This is a genomic window from Streptomyces glaucosporus, from assembly GCF_039533345.1.
Taxonomy (GTDB): Bacteria; Actinomycetota; Actinomycetes; order Streptomycetales; family Streptomycetaceae; genus Streptomyces; species Streptomyces glaucosporus.
The window spans coordinates 53,138-68,326 of the sequence record NZ_BAAATJ010000011.1 but is presented as its reverse complement, the minus strand read 5'-3'; the positions used below and the strand labels follow the sequence as shown (position 1 = coordinate 68,326).

Below are 15,189 nucleotides of genomic sequence, written 5' to 3'. Positions count from 1 at the left end.
GGTGGTCAGCGCGTCAGAAGCACTCGACGTCCTTGCCCTTGCCCTTGAGGACCTTCATCGAGAGGCCGGAGAGCTGGAAGGTGCCGGCGCTGGTGGCCCAGGACGTCTGCTCGACATCGGTGAGGTAGGCCGACTTGGCCTCCTGGGCGAAGCCGCCCGGGTCCGCGTGGTCGCCGGCCTTGACGCCGGGGCCCTGCTCCGAGGCGCCCGCCGCGATGCCGATGTTGATGTCCCTGAACGTGGCGTCGGCGTCGAGCTGTTCGAGGTCGATGTAGAGGTTCTCGGCCTTGACGACCTTGGGGCCGTTGCCCGCCGTGAGCCTCAGCGTGACGTCGCCGATGCCGGGCACGGGCACGACGACGGACTGGCACAGCCCCTTGAGTTCCGCGCTGCGGAACGCGGACACGGCGACGGGGATCCTCTCCTTGCCGTGCGTGACGTCGAACGCGCCGTACTGGATGAACCCCGTGCCGTCCAGCTCCTTGACCTTCACCTTGGCCTGCTGGCCGGAGATGCTGAACGACGCGGCGAGCACGCCCTGCGCCAGGCCGATGCCGACCGCTGCCGTGGCGGCGACGCTCGGGACCATGACGACGGCGAACCGCTTCCATCTGGTCCCGCCACGAGCCACAGACTCCATGACTTTCCTCCTTCTCGGACGTACATCTCCAATCCGGGCGGGAGCCCGGACGGGATGGGAGAAGTGCTACGTCTCCGGGAGGGGAAGCGCCGTTCATCGGATCCGCGGGATTCCGAGGCACCGGCGACCACCTCCGAGCGACAACCACGTGGCCGCGCTCCCGCGCGACCCGTCGGACAGGCCCCGCCGCGCGGGTGGGGACCCCCCTGTCCGCGGCCGGCGCCGGTGCGCCGGCCGGCCCGGTGGGGATCCGCCGACCGCCGGTGTCCGGATGTGGTGTTCCGGACCGCGGACAACGGACCGAGCGTGGCCGATCGTGGTGCATGAGCGCCCAGGGCACAAGAGGTTCGTTACTTGCGGGTAACGGACGCATAAACACGGCTTCGCGCGGGCGGGCGGGCCCGGCACGGAGGGTGGTCGGCGCACACCGCCGACAGCGGGGCGAAAAGGGCAGGGAGGAGTCAATGCCTCCAAGGGGATTACTGCGAGTAACAGCGGCCGCGATTACCAAGTTTTGGCAAAGTCGCGGCCGCTGTTGATCACCTCGTCAATAAGCGCCCACGCCGTGGGACGGGAAGGAATCAGAACAGGACACGCGCGAGGGCGCTCCGCGCCGCGACCACCCTCGGGTCCTCGGAGCCGACCACCTCGAACAGCTCCAGGAGGTGCACGCGCGCGGCGTTCCGGTCGTCCCCCGCGGTGCGCCTGACCGTCTCCACCAGGCGCCCGAAGGCGTCCTCCACGTGCCCGCCCACCAGGTCCAGGTCGGCCGCACGGATCTGGGCCCGGACGTCGGCGGGGTCGTCGGCGGCCTCCTTGCGGACCCGGGCCGCGTCCAGTCCCTGCACGCGCTGGAGGAGTTCCGCCTGGGCGAGTCCCAGCTTGGCCTCGGTGTTGCCCGGGTTGTCGGACAGCACGTTCCGGTACGCCCGGATCGCGCCGTCCAGGTCCCCCGCGTCGAGCGCCGAGTGCGCGGCGGCCAGCGCCGGGTCCTCCGGCGCCCGGGGCGCGGTCTGCTCGCCCTCGCCGCCCTCGACGGGCACACCGGTGAGCCCGAAGCGCTGCTCGGCGACCTGGATCAACTGGTCCAGCACCTCACGGACCTGCTGCTCGGGAGCGGCGCCCTGGAACAGCGGGAGGGCCTGGCCGGCCACCACCGCGAAGACGGCGGGGATGCCCTGGACGCCGAACTGCTGGAAGAGCATCTGGTTGCGGTCGACGTCGATCTTGGCGAGCACGAACCGCCCGGCGTACTCCTGCGCCAGTCGCTCCAGCACCGGGCTGAGCTGCTTGCACGGTCCGCACCACTCGGCCCAGAAGTCGATGACGACCGGGACCTGCGTGGAGCGCTGGAGCACCTCCTGCTCGAAGTCCGCCTCGTCTACGTCGATCACCAGGGAGACCGGGGCCGCCTGGCCCCCGTCCTGCTGCCGGGCGGCCCTGGCACGGGCCTCCTCGGCCTTCTGCTTGGCCTCCCCGGCCGCCTTCACCGCGGCGAGGTCGACCACTCCGCTCATGGACATGTTGCGTGGCTGCATGAGACCAGTCTCCCCCGTCCCGGAAGCGTTCCGTGCAGCATGGTGCGAGTCGGCGCCGGATCCCCATCCGGCGCCCGTGGTCGCCGCTCCGGCCTGTGGCGTGGCCGCAGTCTTTCGCTACGGCTCGTAGCGTAACTCATCTCCGGCGCTAGAGTCGGCTCCATGGCCGATTCCCCACGACGCACGGGCAGGCCGCGCAGCGCCGCGGCCGACCGCGCGATCCTCGACGCGACGCGCTCCGCGCTGGTCGACCTGGGGTGGGGCAGGCTGACGATGGGGGACGTGGCCCTGCGCGCGGGGGTGGCCAAAACCACCCTCTACCGCCGCTGGTCGAACAAGAGCGAGCTGGTCGTGGACGCGGTGGCCGTCCTCTTCGACGAGCTGGAACTGCCCGACCGCGGCAGCCTGCGGGCCGACGTGGAGGGCGTGGTGCTCTCCTTCGCCGAACTGCTGGAGCGCCCGGAGACCCGGACGGCCCTGATGGCCGTCGTCGCCGAGGCCACCCGTGACGAGGCCCTGCGCGCCCGCATCCGCACCGCCATCGTGGAGCGCCAGAAGCACCTGGTCGTCGAGGGCCGCCGCCGCGCCCAGGCCCGCGGCGAACTCCCTCCCGATCCTCCCGGCCCCGAAGGCGCCGCCGAGGCCGCCCGCGCGGTGGACCTGGTCTTCGACGTGATCGCGGGCGCGGTCGTCCACCGCTGCCTGGTCAGCGCGGCGCGCGTCACCCCCCGGTGGGCCCGGTCCCTCACCGCCCTGCTCCTCCACGGCCTGGCCGCCACCTCGCCCGGCCGGGGGCCGCGGCCGTCCGGACAGACCGCGGCCCCGCTCCTCCCGCCGCGCGGCGCGGCAGGGGGAACGGGGCCGGACGGCGGGGTTCAGAAGCCGGCGGGCTCGGTGTAGACGCCCCACTCCTCGCGGAGCACGCCGCAGATCTCGCCCAGGGTGGCCTCGGCCCGCACCGCGTCCAGCATGGGCCCGATCATGTTGGAGCCGTCGCGGGCGGCGGCCAGCAGCCCGTCGAGGGCGGCGCGGACGCGCGCGTCGTCGCGCTTCGCCCTGCGCTCCGCCAGCAGGCGCACCTGCTCGCGCTCGACCTCGTGGCTGACCCGCAGGATCTCCAGGTCGCCGGTGACCGAGCCGGTGTGGCAGTTGACGCCGACGACCTTCTTCTCGCCCTTCTCCAGCGCCCGCTGGTACCGGAAGGCGGCCTCGGCGATCTCGCCGGTGAACCAGCCGTCCTCGATGCCGCGCAGGATGCCCGAGGTCATCGGGCCGATGGGGTGGTTGCCGTCGGGCACCGCGCGGCGGCCCCGCTCCCTGATCTGCTCGAAGATCTTCTCGGCGTCCGCCTCGATCCGGTCGGTCAGCGCCTCGACGTACCAGGAGCCGCCCAGCGGGTCGGCGACGGAGGTGACGCCCGTCTCCTCCATCAGCACCTGCTGGGTGCGCAGCGCGATCTCGGCGGCCTGCTCGCTGGGCAGGGCCAGGGTCTCGTCCAGGGCGTTGGTGTGCAGGGAGTTGGTGCCGCCGAGCACCGCGGCCAGCGCCTCCACGGCGGTGCGCACCACGTTGTTGTACGGCTGCTGGGCGGTGAGCGACACCCCGGCCGTCTGGGTGTGGAAGCGCAGCCACTGCGCCTTCTCGGTCTTCGCGCCGTAGACGTCCCGCATCCAGCGCGCCCAGATCCGGCGCGCGGCCCGGAACTTGGCGATCTCCTCGAAGAAGTCGATGTGCGCGTCGAAGAAGAACGACAGGCCGGGGGCGAAGGTGTCCACGTCCAGGCCGCGCGAGAGGCCCAGTTCCACGTACCCGAAGCCGTCGGCGAGGGTGTAGGCCAGCTCCTGGGCGGCCGTGGAGCCCGCCTCGCGGATGTGGTAGCCGGAGACCGACAGCGGCTTGTACGCGGGGATGTTGTGCGCGCAGTACTCCATCAGGTCGCCGATCAGCCGCAGGTGCGGCTCCGGCTCGAAGAGCCACTCCTTCTGCGCGATGTACTCCTTGAAGATGTCCGTCTGGAGCGTGCCGTTGAGCACGGACGTGTCCACGCCCTGGCGCTCGGCGGCCACCAGGTACATGCAGAACACCGGCACGGCCGGGCCGCTGATCGTCATCGAGGTGGTGACGTCGCCGAGCGGGATGTCCCGGAAGAGGACCTCCATGTCGGCGGCCGAGTCGATCGCGACGCCGCAGTGGCCGACCTCGCCCAGCGAGCGCGGGTCGTCGGAGTCGCGGCCCATCAGGGTCGGCATGTCGAAGGCGACCGACAGGCCGCCGCCGCCGGCCTCCAGGATCATCTTGTACCGCTCGTTGGTCTGCTCGGCGTTGCCGAAGCCGGCGAACTGGCGGATGGTCCACGTCCGGCCGCGGTAGCCGGTGGGGTACAGGCCGCGGGTGAAGGGGTACTCGCCGGGCCAGCCGATCCGCTCGAACCCCTCGACGGTGTCGCCGGGGGCCGGACCGTAGACGGGCTCCACGGGGTCGCCGGAGAGCGTGGTGAAGTCGGCGTCCCGCTTGCGGGCGGCGTCGTAACGGGCCTGCCAGCGGCGGCGGCCCTCCTCGATGGCGTCAGCGTCCATGACGTCAAATTTACTAGGACGTCCTAGCAATTGTCGATGGAAGAACGCCACAGCGCGCCGCCGTACGCACGGACGGCCGGGGTCCCGCGGGAAACGGGACCCCGGCCGTCCGTGCGGACGCCCCGGTCGGGGCGTCGGGCTCCGGCGGGAGCGTCAGGCCCGGGCGGGGGCGGCGCCGTCCACGACCAGCGGCTCCACCCGGCGCGCCAGCCCGCGCTCGACGAAGAAGGCGGCGGTCGGGATCGTGCCCGCGAGCAGCACCCACAGCAGCCTGGGGACCGGCAGTTTCGCCTTGAGGCAGAGGTCGAAGGCGAACACCAGGTAGAGCACGTACAGCCAGCCGTGGGCGAGGCTGACGACGTAGGTGAAGGTCTCGGCGCCGTCCAGCTCCAGCAGGTACTTGCCGATCATGCCGAGACACAGCAGGATCAGCAGCACACCCGTGACGTAGGCCATGACCCGGTAGCGGGTCAGCACGCTCTTCTTCATGCCGACGAGCCTAACCGCCCCCTTCCGGGCCCCCTGCCTCAGCCCTCCTGGAAGTCCCCGGCCGCCACGCGCAGCGGGCGCAGCAGCGCGAAGATCTCGCGGCACTCCTCGTCGTCGTAGGCCCCGAACCCGAAGTCCATGGCCATCAGGTCGCGGGTCGCCGCCTCGCACACCTCGCGGCCCCGGTCGGTGATGGAGGCGAGGGTGCCGCGCCCGTCGTTGGGGTTGGGGCGCTTGGCGACCAGTCCCGCCCGCATCAGGCGGTCGACGGTGTTGGTCACCGAGGTGGGGTGGACCATCAGCCGCTCGCCGATCTTCGACATCGGCAGCTCGCCCCGCTTGGAGAAGGTGAGCAGCACCAGCGCCTCGTAGCGGGCGAAGGTCAGGCCGTAGGGCTTGACCACCGCGTCGACCTCGGCGAGCAGGATCTGGTGCGCCCGCATGATCGAGGTGATCGCGGCCATCGAGGGCACGGATCCCCAGCGCTGCTTCCACAGTTCGTCGGCGCGGGCGATCGGGTCGAACGTCAGACTGAGCGGCTTGGGCACGTCTCCGACCTTATAGGCCTCTCATATCGTGGCGGGAATCGTCTCGGATTCCGGGCTCCGGGCGGGCGTCCGCGACGGCGGGACGCCCGCCCGCGCCGCTACGGCGCCTGCCGTCCCAGGTGCCGCTCGACGGTCTCCACCTTCGAGGTGAGACCGTCGGTGACACCGGGGCGGATGTCGGCCTTGAGGACGAGCGAGACGCGCGGGGCCCGGGCCTCGACGGCGGCCACCGCCCGCCGCACGACCTCCATGCACTCCTCCCACTCGCCCTCCAGCGAGGTGAACATCGCGTCCGTGCGGTTGGGCAGCCCCGACTCGCGGACGACCCGCACGGCCTCGGCGACGTACTCCCCCACGTCCTCGCCGACGCCGAGCGGGGTGACGGAGAAGGCGACGATCACGCGTCCACCGCCCCCGTCCGGGGCCGCTCGGTCTCCAGCCTGGCCCGCTCGGCACGGGCCCGGGCGGCGATCACGCTCGCCTCGGCCTCACGGCGCAGCCGCCTGTCGGCCCAGAAGCCGCCGGCGGGGAGCACCGAGCAGGCGAAGTAGAGCGCGGCCCGGCCCAGCGGCCACCTGGCGCGGTTCCAGGCGTCCAGCCAGAAGAGGACGTAGAGGACGAAGAGGAGGCCGTGGACGGCGCCCATCACCGGCACGGCGTTGAACTCGGTGGTCCGCTTGAGCACGGAGCACACCAGCAGAACGAGGAAGGAGACGGCCTCCGGGACGGAGATCAGCCGGAGGCGGCGCAGCGCTGAAGCGGTCTTGAGGTCCACGGGGAGATCCTTTGTGAAGGGATGCACAAGCTCTGCCCATTGTGGCAGCCTCCCCCGCGACGCCCGTTCCCGGGTAGATTCGGCCCGTGGTTCGGTTCCGACTCCAGAGCGGCAAGGTGCTCGCCGTCGACCTGGCCGGCGACACGGTCAGGGCGAAGAACGGCTCGATGGTCGCCTACGAGGGCCAGGTGTCCTTCAAGAGGCTCTCCGGCGGCGGCGAGGGCCTGCGCGGCATGGTCACGCGCCGCCTCACCGGCGAGCAGATGGAGCTGATGGAGGCGAGGGGGCGGGGCACCTGCTACTTCGCCGACCGCGCCGGCGACATCAGCCTGGTGGCGCTGAACGGCGAGAAGCTCCACGTGGAGTCCGGGAACCTGCTGTGCGTGGACGGCTCCCTGCGCACCGGCACCGCCTTCACCGGCCTGCGCGGCGCCGCGCAGGGCAACGGACTGTTCACCACCACCGTCGAGGGCACCGGCACGGCGGCGCTGACGTCGGACGGCCCGGCGGTGGTGCTCCGCGTCACCCCGCAGTTCCCGCTCCAGGTGGACCCGGGCGCGTACGTGGCCCACACCGGGAACCTCCGGCAGGAGTTCCAGACGGGCGTGACCTTCCGGACCGTCATGGGCGAGGGCTCCGGCGAGGCCTTCCAGATCCGCTTCGAGGGCGACGGACTGGTCTACGTCCAGCCCAGCGAGCGGAACACGATCGGTGGTGACCTGTAGATGCCGTTCCGTCAGATCAACTCCAAGCTGGTCGAGGCGCGGGTGGCGCCCGGCCGGCGGCTGTTCAGCCAGCGCGGCGCGATGATCGCGTACACCGGCGAGGTCGCCTTCACCCCCGACATCCAGGGCGGGCAGGGCGGCATCGGCTCGATGATCGGCCGGCGGCTGGCCGGCGAGGCGACGCCCCTGATGACGGTCGAGGGCAGCGGAACGGTGCTGTTCGGGCACGGCGGCCACCACGTCGAGGTGGTCGAGCTGGCCGGCGACACCCTCCACGTGGAGGCCGACCGGCTCCTCGCCTTCGACGGGACGCTGGAGCAGGGGACGATGTTCATGGGCTCCCAGGGCGGGGTCATGGGCGTGGTCCGCGGCCAGATGACCGGGCAGGGCCTGTTCACCACGACCCTGACCGGGCACGGCTCGGTGGCCGTGATGGCGCACGGCGGGGTGATCCGGCTGCCGGTCTCCCCCGGCGGCCCCGTCCACGTCGACCCCCAGGCGTACGTCGCCCACCGCGGGAACGTGACGAACCGGCTCTCCACGGCGCTCGGCTGGCGGGACATGGTCGGGCGGGGCTCGGGCGAGGCGTTCCAGCTGGAGCTGTCCGGCCAGGGCGAGGTGCTCGTCCAGGCGAGCGAGGAGAAGCTGTGACCGGTCCGGTGGTCCACGACCCCCACACCCTGCCGTCGAACGACAACGTCAACGCCTACACCTTCTGCGTGGACCTGTCGGGCCAGTGGTTCCTGCAGAAGGGGAAGATGATCGCCTACTACGGGCAGATCACCTTCGACGGCATCGGCCACGGCCCCCTGGACCGGCTGGTGGCCGCCAGCTTCCACTCCCCGCTGCACGCCTCGGACTGGGTCGTCGCCCAGGGCCGGGGCAAGATGCTCCTGGCCGACCGGTCCTTCGACGTCAACTCCTACGACCTGGACGACGGCAACCTCACCATCCGCTCGGGCAACCTGCTGGCCTTCGAGCCGAGCCTGTCGCTGAAGCAGTCGATCATCCCGGGCTTCGTCACCCTGCTCGGGACGGGGAAGTTCGTGGCGGCCTCCAACGGCCCGGTGCACTTCGTGGAGCCCCCGGTCCGGGTGGATCCGCAGGCGCTGGTGGGGTGGGCGGACTGCCCCTCCCCCTGCCACCACTACGACCACCGGTACCTGAAGGGGTTCCTCGGCGGACTGCGGTCGCTGACCGGGATCGGCGGGACCTCCGGCGAGGAGCACCAGTTCGACTTCGTCGGGTCGGGCACGGTGCTGATCCAGTCCACCGAGGTGCTGATGGAGGAGCGGGACGCCGGCGCGCCCCCGCCCGGGCAGCCGGGCGTGACCGGCAGCGGTCACGGAGGCGCCCACGGCGCCGGGGGCGGGCAGTTTCCGCAGCTCCCGGGCGGTCTGGGCGGCATCCAGCGCCGCCTCGGCCTGTGACGGACGGGTGACCGGGGGTAACAGACCCTTGCCGGGGGCCGCCCGTGCCCCGGGTAGAGTCCAGCACCATGGAGACGGACAAGGACCCCCGCTGGCTGGCCGAGGGGGAACAGCGTGCCTGGCGCGTGCACCTCGATGTCAACAAGCTCCTCACGCACCAGTTGGAGCGGGACCTCCAGCCGTTCGGGCTGACCATGAACGACTACGAGATCCTGGTCAACCTCTCCGAGTCGGACGACCGCCGGATGCGGATGAGCGACCTGGCCGCCGCGACGCTCCAGTCCAAGAGCCGCCTCTCCCACCAGATCACCCGCATGGAGAAGGCCGGGCTGGTGCGGCGGGAGAACTGCGAGTCCGACAAGCGCGGACTGTTCGCGGTGCTGACCGAGCACGGCTGGAAGACGATGCGCGAGGTGGCGCCGCACCACGTCGCCTCGGTGCGGCGCCACTTCATCGACCTGCTCCCTCCCGACGCGCTGGAGGCTCTCCACGACGCGCTGGCACCGGTCGCCGGCCACCTGCGGTCGCTGCGCGGGCGGGGCTAGCGGGCGGGCCGGGAGGGACTCCGGGCCCCGCTTCGGGGGTTCTCCCCGCCGGAGCCGCGTCCCCACCCGCCGTCCCCGCCGCCCGGCCCCGTGCCGGGGACGGAGGCGGCGTCCCCGGGAGCCGCCGGCAGGAGCAGCGTGAACAGGGCGCCGCCCTCGGGGGCACGGCCGACGGTGAGGGTGCCGCCGTGGCGGGACGCCACGTCGCGGGCGATGGCCAGCCCCAGACCGGCGCCGCCGTCGTCGCGGCTGCGCGCGTCGTCGAGCCGGACGAACCGCTCGAAGATCCTCTCCCGTTCCTCCTCCGGCACCCCGGCCCCGTCGTCGGCGACCTCCAGCACCGCCTGCCCGTCCCTGCGGCCCACGCTCACCCTGATGCGGGTCTCCGCGTGGCGCTGGGCGTTGTCCAGGAGGTTCCCCAGCACCCTGGCGAGGTGGCCGCGCGATCCGGTCACCTCCACCGGGGCTCCCGCCGCCTCCCCGGCCTCCTCGGCCAGGGTGACGGCGATGCGGTCCCCGGCGCGCTGCGCCAGTTCCTCCCGGACCAGCGCGTCCAGCGCCACCCGCTTCCCCCCCGGCCGCTCCCCGGCGTCCAGCCGGGCCAGCAGCAGCAGGTCGGCGGCCAGGTCCTGGAGCCGTACGGTGTCGTGGATCGCGCCGTCGAGGTCGAGCAGTCCGGGATGGGCCGCGGCGACCTCCAGCTGGGTGCGCAGCGAGGCTATCGGGCTGCGCAGCTCGTGGGAGGCGTCGGCGACGAAGCGGCGCTGCCGCTCGACGGACGCCTCCAGGACCGCCAGGGTCTCGTTGGTGGTCCGTGCCAGCCGGGCGACCTCGTCGCCGGTCGGGGGCTCGGGCACGCGCCGGGACAGGTCGGTGCCGGCCGCGATGGCCGCCATCTCCCGCCGGATGCCCTCGACCGGCCGGAGCGCGCCGCGGGTGACCAGCCAGGTGACGCCCCCGACCACGGCCAGCAGCGCGGGCAGCCCGACGAGCATGGTGTCGGTGACGGTGGAGACCGCCTCCTCCTGCTCGGCGAGGGACGCGCCGGCGTAGACGGTGACGGGGACGCGGTCGCGGGTGACGCCCTGCACGGCGACCAGCCGGAAGTCCTGCGCGGCGACCGCCCGGGCGCGGTCGAAGGTCACCTCGCCGTCCCCGTCCACGGGCAGGGCGACGGTCTCGGTGACGCTGTTGCGGTCCACCTCGACCGGCTCGGCGGCGCCGTCGTCGTCTCCGCCGTCGCCTCCGTCGTCTCCGCGGTCCTCCCCGCCGTCGTCGTCCCCGCCGTCGTCGCCGTCCCGGTCGCCGTCCCGGTCCTCCGGGGAGGGGGTGGCCACCGGCTGCCGGGGACGGTTGAAGTCGGCCACGGGCCCGCGTCCGCGCAGCGGGCCGCTGGCCCCGAGCACCGTGCCGGAGGCGTCCACCACCTGCACCGGTTCGTCGTCCGTCAGCGCGTCCAGGCCGTCCGCCTCGTCCGCCGGCACGTCGGCGACCCCGGCCGCGACCTCACGGGCGGTGGTCTCGGCGTGCAGCCGGGCGTTCTCGGCCAGACCGCCGCGGAGCACCTGGACCACGGCGAACCCGGCCGCCACCAGGGCCACCGCCACCACGAGCGTGGCGCCGAGCGCGGCGCGCGCACGGACGGTGAGCCGGGCGAGAGGGGACCTAGACACCGGGGCCCACCAGCCGGTACCCGGCGCCGCGCACCGTGGCGATCACGTCGGGGCCCAGCTTGCGGCGCAGCGCGCTGACGTACACCTCGACGATGTTGACGTCGCCCTCGTAGGCGAAGTCCCACACGTGCTCCAGCACCTCCGCCTTGGAGACCACCTCACCGGCGCGCACGGCCAGGTACTCCAGCACGGCGAACTCCTTGGCGGTCAGGGCCACCTCGCTCCCGCCGAGCGTCACCCGCCGCGCGCCGGGGTCCACCGTCAGCTCGCCGACGCGCAGCACGGACGCCCCGCCCCGGGTGCGGCGCCGCAGCAGCGCCCGCACCCGGGCGAGGAGCACCACGTAGGAGAACGGCTTGGTCAGGTAGTCGTCGGCGCCGGTGTCGAGCCCCTCGGCCTCGTCGTACTCGCCGTCCTTGGCGGTCAGCATCAGGATCGGCGTCTCGTCGCCGGCGGCACGCAGCTCGGAGCAGACGCGGTAGCCGTTCATGCCCGGCAGCATGATGTCGAGGACGATCAGGTCGTAGGGCCCCTCGGTCGCGCGGTGCAGCCCGTCGATCCCGTCGTGGGCGACGTCGACGGCGAAGCCCTCGGCCGTCAGTCCTCTGGCCAGCGACAGGGCGAGCCGCTTCTCGTCCTCCACAATCAGCACGCGCATGGGGTCAGCCTGCCAAAACGTACCTGAAGAGATCTTCAGGCGGCTTCAGGAAACCTTCAGCCGTGTCCTGCGACGGTGTTCTCCGTCAGCCACGGAGCCCATCGCTCGGGAGGAACGGACCATGAACCTCAGGAACCGCAAGCTGGTCGTCGCCGCCGTCGCCACCGCCGCGCTCGTCGCCGGGGGGAGCACCCTCGCCTTCGCCGGCGACGACACCGCCCCGTCGGAGGCCCTGGCCGCGAGCCTGCGGACGGGCGACACCGACGACCGGGACGACGACCGCGACGACGACAAGGACGACCGGGACGACAGGGACGACCGCGGCGGCGACAAGGGCGAGCGGGACGACGACCTGCGGAAGCTGCGCGGCGCCGAGGTCACCCTCCAGGAGGCCGTCGCGGCCGCGCTGAAGGCCGTGCCGGGCACGGCGGAGTCCGCCGAGCTGGACGACGACGGCGACAGGCCGGCCTGGGACGTCGACGTCCTGGGCAAGGACGGCGCGTGGCACGAGGTCGCGGTGGACGCGGACAGCGGCGATGTCCTCAAGCGGAGTGCCGACGCGGACGACCGGGACGACGACCGGAACGACCGCGACGACGACAAGGACGACCGCGGCGACGACCGGGACGACGACAAGAACGACGACTGACGGCCGCCGCCCGCGGGGGTCACTCCCCGGTCAGCCCCGCCACCAGCTCGTCGGCCGCCGTGTACGGGTCGAGCGCCCCGTCCACGATCCGCTCGGCCAGGGCCCCCAGCCGCCGGTCGCCGCGCAGGTCCCCGATGCGCTCGCGCAGCGCGGTGACCGCGATGGTCTCCACCTCGCGGGCCGCGCGGGCCCGGCGGCGCTCGGCGAGCACACCGCGCTCCTGCATCCAGGCGTAGTGCTTCTCCAGCGCCTCGACGACCTCGTCGACGCCCTCGCCGCGCGCGGCGACGGTCTTGACGATCGGCGGACGCCAGTCGCCGGGCCCACGGGCCTCCCCGAGGCCGAGCATGTGGTTCAGTTCGCGGGCGGTGGCGTCGGCGCCGTCCCGGTCGGCCTTGTTGACCACGTAGACGTCGCCGATCTCCAGGATTCCGGCCTTCGCCGCCTGGATGCCGTCGCCCATGCCGGGGGCGAGGAGGACGACGGAGGTGTCGGCCTGCGAGGCGATCTCGACCTCGGACTGGCCGACGCCGACGGTCTCCACCAGGATCACGTCGCAGCCCGCCGCGTCCAGGACGCGGATGGCCTGCGGGGCGGCCCAGGCCAGTCCGCCCAGGTGGCCGCGGGTGGCCATGGAGCGGATGTAGACGCCGGGGTCGGAGGCGTGCTCGGACATCCGCACCCGGTCGCCCAGCAGAGCCCCGCCGGAGAACGGCGAGGACGGGTCCACGGCCAGGACCCCGACCCGCCTGCCGGCCCTCCGGTACGCGGTGACCAGCGCCGAGGTGGAGGTGGACTTGCCCACCCCCGGCGAACCGGTCAGACCGACGACGTAGGCGTTGCCGGTCAGCGGCGCCAGGGCCGCCATCACCTCGCGGAGCTGCGGAGAGGCGCCCTCCACCAGCGAGATCAGCCGGGCCACGGCCCGGGGCCTGCCCTCCCGCGCCTGCTCCACCAGTCCGGGGACGTCCACCGCCATGCGTGCTGCGCTCCTCGCCATCCTCCGGCCGTCCCTCGGCCGGTCCTCGTCCACCGGTCGTGCCCCGTCGCCGTACCGGCCGTGCCGCCGGGTGCGGGCCCGCCCGCGTCGCGCACGGGCCCGCACCCGGTGCGTCACTTCTTCGGCACCCGCACGATCAGGGCGTCGCCCTGGCCGCCGCCGCCGCACAGCGCCGCCGCGCCCACACCGCCGCCCCGGCGCTTGAGTTCCAGGGCGAGGTGGAGCACGATCCGCGCGCCGGACATCCCGATCGGGTGACCCAGCGCGATGGCGCCGCCGTTGACGTTCACCTTTTCGTGGTCAACGCCGAGGTCCTTCATCGACTGCACCGCGACGGCCGCGAACGCCTCGTTGATCTCGATGAGGTCGAGGTCGCCGACGTCCAGGCCCTCCTTGTCCAGCGCGTGGCGGATGGCGTTGGACGGCTGCGACTGCAGCGAGTTGTCCGGGCCCGCCACGTTGCCGTGGGCGCCGATCTCGGCGATCCACTCCAGACCCAGCTCCTCGGCCCTGGCCCTGCTCATCACGACCACCGCGGCGGCGCCGTCGGAGATCTGCGAGGAGGAACCGGCGGTGATGGTGCCGCCCTCGGCGAAGGCCGGGCGCAGCCGGGCCAGGGACTCCACCGTGGTCTCGGGCCGGATGCCCTCGTCCTTGGTGAACAGGACCGGGTCGCCCTTGCGCTGCGGGATCTCCACCGGGGTGATCTCCGCGTCGAAGACGCCGTTCTTCTGCGCGGCGGCGGCGCGCTGGTGGGACAGGGCCGCGATCTCGTCCTGCTCCGCGCGGCCGATGCCCAGCCGGGTGTTGTGCTTCTCCGTGGACTCGCCCATGGCGACGTTCTCGAAGGAGTCGGTGAGGCCGTCGTGCGCCATGGCGTCCAGCATCTGCACCGCGCCGTACTTGAAGCCCTCGCGGGACTTGGGCAGCAGGTGCGGGGCGTTGGTCATGGACTCCTGGCCGCCCGCGACGACCACGTCGAACTCGCCCGCGCGGATGAGCTGGTCGGCCAGCGCGATGGCGTCCAGCCCGGAGAGGCACACCTTGTTGATCGTCAGCGCGGGGACGTTCATGGGGATGCCGGCCTTCACGGCGGCCTGCCGGGCCGGGATCTGTCCCGCGCCGGCCTGGAGCACCTGCCCCATGATCACGTACTGGACCTGGTCCCCGCCGATGCCCGCGCGGTCCAGGGCCGCCTTGATGGCGATGCCGCCGAGGTCGGCGCCGGAGAAGGACTTCAGCGAGCCCATCAGGCGGCCCATGGGCGTACGGGCGCCCGCGACGATCACGGAGGTGGTGGCGGACGCTGCGTTCGTCTGGGCGTTCGTCGTTTCGGTCACGGTGCGGCCCCTTCGGAGCAGGGAGGTTAACGAGGGTTATCGCCAATGTACTGAGCGGTACCGGCCCGGGTCACCGGCCGGTCGGTGTGACCGTGCGCACGTTGCGTAACCGCTCGGCAAGACGGTGCACTGGTGCCATGCTGACTCGCATCGACCACATCGGAATCGCCTGCTTCGACCTGGACAAGACGGTCGAGTTCTACCGTGCCACGTACGGCTTCGAGGTGTTCCACACCGAGGTGAACGAGGAGCAGGGGGTGCGCGAGGCCATGCTCCGCGTCAACGGCACGGACGACGGCGGCGCCTCCTACCTCCAGCTCCTGGAACCGATCCGGGAGGACTCCACCGTCGCCAAGTGGCTGGCGAAGAACGGCGAGGGAGTGCACCACATCGCCTTCGGCACCGCGGACGTCGACGGCGAGGCCGAGGCCGTCCGCGAGAAGGGCGTGCGCGTGCTGTACGACGAGCCCCGCAGGGGGTCGATGGGGTCGCGGATCACCTTCCTCCACCCCAAGGACTGCCACGGCGTCCTCACCGAACTGGTCACCTCCGCCCCCTCGCGGCACTGACGCCGGCTCCCCCGGCCGGTAGAGTGGCCGTTCG

The 15,189-nt window shown here is 72.7% G+C and carries 17 protein-coding genes and 1 pseudogene; 7 read left to right on the top strand and 11 right to left on the bottom strand.

The annotated features are described in order from the left end of the window. Window positions 1-13: 13 nt before the first annotated feature. The gene (locus ABD358_RS14040) at window positions 14-640 is read right to left on the bottom strand and encodes a DUF6230 family protein (protein ID WP_344631311.1); all 627 of its coding nucleotides are present in this window, start codon (window positions 638-640) and stop codon (window positions 14-16) included. Between the two features lie 581 nt (window positions 641-1,221). Then, window positions 1,222-2,178 (bottom strand): tetratricopeptide repeat protein, encoded by a 957-nt coding sequence (locus ABD358_RS14035; protein WP_344631310.1) that lies wholly within the window; start codon window positions 2,176-2,178, stop codon window positions 1,222-1,224. 162 nt (window positions 2,179-2,340) lie between these two features. Between ABD358_RS14035 and ABD358_RS14030 the strand changes: the two genes are divergently transcribed. Further along, complete coding sequence (locus ABD358_RS14030; protein ID WP_344631309.1) at window positions 2,341-3,078, top strand: TetR/AcrR family transcriptional regulator; 738 nt, start codon at window positions 2,341-2,343, stop codon at window positions 3,076-3,078. Here ABD358_RS14030 and icmA read toward each other — a convergent pair. The 5 genes from icmA to ABD358_RS14005 form a co-directional block, all read right to left on the bottom strand. Then, entirely contained in the window at window positions 3,054-4,754 is a 1,701-nt protein-coding gene (gene icmA / locus ABD358_RS14025) for a coenzyme B12-dependent isobutyryl-CoA mutase large subunit (protein WP_344631308.1), read from the bottom strand. The genes ABD358_RS14030 and icmA overlap by 25 nt on opposite strands. A gap of 153 nt (window positions 4,755-4,907) precedes the next feature. Further along, window positions 4,908-5,243 (bottom strand): DUF3817 domain-containing protein, encoded by a 336-nt coding sequence (locus tag ABD358_RS14020; protein WP_344631307.1) that lies wholly within the window; start codon window positions 5,241-5,243, stop codon window positions 4,908-4,910. A 38-nt stretch (window positions 5,244-5,281) separates the two neighbouring features. After that, window positions 5,282-5,791 (bottom strand): MarR family winged helix-turn-helix transcriptional regulator, encoded by a 510-nt coding sequence (locus tag ABD358_RS14015; protein WP_344631306.1) that lies wholly within the window; start codon window positions 5,789-5,791, stop codon window positions 5,282-5,284. 98 nt (window positions 5,792-5,889) lie between these two features. Then, window positions 5,890-6,192: an MTH1187 family thiamine-binding protein gene (locus ABD358_RS14010; RefSeq protein ID WP_344631305.1), complete on the bottom strand. Its 303-nt coding sequence runs from the start codon at window positions 6,190-6,192 to the stop codon at window positions 5,890-5,892. Beyond that, on the bottom strand, window positions 6,189-6,566 hold the full coding sequence (locus ABD358_RS14005) for a DUF3817 domain-containing protein (RefSeq protein ID WP_344631304.1): 378 nt from the start codon (window positions 6,564-6,566) through the stop codon (window positions 6,189-6,191). The genes ABD358_RS14010 and ABD358_RS14005 overlap by 4 nt, the downstream gene beginning before the upstream one ends. An 86-nt stretch (window positions 6,567-6,652) precedes the next feature. Between ABD358_RS14005 and ABD358_RS14000 the strand changes: the two genes are divergently transcribed. The 4 genes from ABD358_RS14000 to ABD358_RS13985 all read left to right on the top strand — a co-directional run bounded on the left by ABD358_RS14000 (window position 6,653) and on the right by ABD358_RS13985 (window position 9,266). Beyond that, complete coding sequence (locus ABD358_RS14000; RefSeq protein WP_344631303.1) at window positions 6,653-7,291, top strand: AIM24 family protein; 639 nt, start codon at window positions 6,653-6,655, stop codon at window positions 7,289-7,291. Next, window positions 7,292-7,942, top strand: a complete 651-nt coding sequence (locus ABD358_RS13995) for an AIM24 family protein (protein ID WP_344631302.1) — start codon at window positions 7,292-7,294, stop codon at window positions 7,940-7,942. Further along, window positions 7,939-8,721: an AIM24 family protein gene (locus tag ABD358_RS13990; RefSeq protein ID WP_344631301.1), complete on the top strand. Its 783-nt coding sequence runs from the start codon at window positions 7,939-7,941 to the stop codon at window positions 8,719-8,721. The genes ABD358_RS13995 and ABD358_RS13990 overlap by 4 nt, the downstream gene beginning before the upstream one ends. A 68-nt stretch (window positions 8,722-8,789) precedes the next feature. Next, window positions 8,790-9,266, top strand: a complete 477-nt coding sequence (locus ABD358_RS13985) for a MarR family winged helix-turn-helix transcriptional regulator (protein ID WP_344631300.1) — start codon at window positions 8,790-8,792, stop codon at window positions 9,264-9,266. Between the two features lie 125 nt (window positions 9,267-9,391). Here ABD358_RS13985 and ABD358_RS13980 read toward each other — a convergent pair. Together ABD358_RS13980 and ABD358_RS13975 are read right to left on the bottom strand one after the other, a co-directional pair. Beyond that, window positions 9,392-10,939, bottom strand: a pseudogene (locus ABD358_RS13980) (sensor histidine kinase); the annotation flags it as partial. Further along, entirely contained in the window at window positions 10,932-11,597 is a 666-nt protein-coding gene (locus ABD358_RS13975) for a response regulator transcription factor (RefSeq protein ID WP_344631298.1), read from the bottom strand. The pseudogene ABD358_RS13980 and the gene ABD358_RS13975, both read right to left, overlap by 8 nt. Before the next feature lie 121 nt (window positions 11,598-11,718). Between ABD358_RS13975 and ABD358_RS13970 the strand changes: the two genes are divergently transcribed. Beyond that, a complete protein-coding gene (locus ABD358_RS13970; protein ID WP_344631297.1) occupies window positions 11,719-12,246 on the top strand; it encodes a PepSY domain-containing protein in 528 nt (175 codons plus the stop codon). A 19-nt stretch (window positions 12,247-12,265) separates the two neighbouring features. Here ABD358_RS13970 and meaB read toward each other — a convergent pair whose 3' ends face one another. Continuing rightward, the gene (meaB, locus tag ABD358_RS13965) at window positions 12,266-13,225 is read right to left on the bottom strand and encodes a methylmalonyl Co-A mutase-associated GTPase MeaB (RefSeq protein WP_344631296.1); all 960 of its coding nucleotides are present in this window, start codon (window positions 13,223-13,225) and stop codon (window positions 12,266-12,268) included. Between the two features lie 134 nt (window positions 13,226-13,359). Next, the gene (locus ABD358_RS13960) at window positions 13,360-14,586 is read right to left on the bottom strand and encodes an acetyl-CoA C-acetyltransferase (protein ID WP_344631295.1); all 1,227 of its coding nucleotides are present in this window, start codon (window positions 14,584-14,586) and stop codon (window positions 13,360-13,362) included. A gap of 137 nt (window positions 14,587-14,723) precedes the next feature. On the opposite strand from ABD358_RS13960, the gene mce reads away from it, so the two are divergent. Further along, entirely contained in the window at window positions 14,724-15,155 is a 432-nt protein-coding gene (mce, locus tag ABD358_RS13955; RefSeq protein ID WP_344631294.1) for a methylmalonyl-CoA epimerase, read from the top strand. The last annotated feature ends 34 nt before the right edge of the window (window positions 15,156-15,189 follow it).

Coding starts and splice junctions, on each gene's coding strand:
- ABD358_RS14040 (WP_344631311.1), bottom strand. CDS start 640: ATGGAGTCTGTGGCTCGTGGCGGGACCAGATGGAAGCGGTTCGCCGTC.
- ABD358_RS14035 (WP_344631310.1), bottom strand. CDS start 2,178: ATGCAGCCACGCAACATGTCCATGAGCGGAGTGGTCGACCTCGCCGCG.
- ABD358_RS14030 (WP_344631309.1), top strand. CDS start 2,341: ATGGCCGATTCCCCACGACGCACGGGCAGGCCGCGCAGCGCCGCGGCC.
- icmA (WP_344631308.1), bottom strand. CDS start 4,754: ATGGACGCTGACGCCATCGAGGAGGGCCGCCGCCGCTGGCAGGCCCGT.
- ABD358_RS14020 (WP_344631307.1), bottom strand. CDS start 5,243: ATGAAGAAGAGCGTGCTGACCCGCTACCGGGTCATGGCCTACGTCACG.
- ABD358_RS13995 (WP_344631302.1), top strand. CDS start 7,292: ATGCCGTTCCGTCAGATCAACTCCAAGCTGGTCGAGGCGCGGGTGGCG.
- ABD358_RS13985 (WP_344631300.1), top strand. CDS start 8,790: ATGGAGACGGACAAGGACCCCCGCTGGCTGGCCGAGGGGGAACAGCGT.
- ABD358_RS13975 (WP_344631298.1), bottom strand. CDS start 11,597: ATGCGCGTGCTGATTGTGGAGGACGAGAAGCGGCTCGCCCTGTCGCTG.
- ABD358_RS13970 (WP_344631297.1), top strand. CDS start 11,719: ATGAACCTCAGGAACCGCAAGCTGGTCGTCGCCGCCGTCGCCACCGCC.
- meaB (WP_344631296.1), bottom strand. CDS start 13,225: ATGGCGGTGGACGTCCCCGGACTGGTGGAGCAGGCGCGGGAGGGCAGG.
- mce (WP_344631294.1), top strand. CDS start 14,724: ATGCTGACTCGCATCGACCACATCGGAATCGCCTGCTTCGACCTGGAC.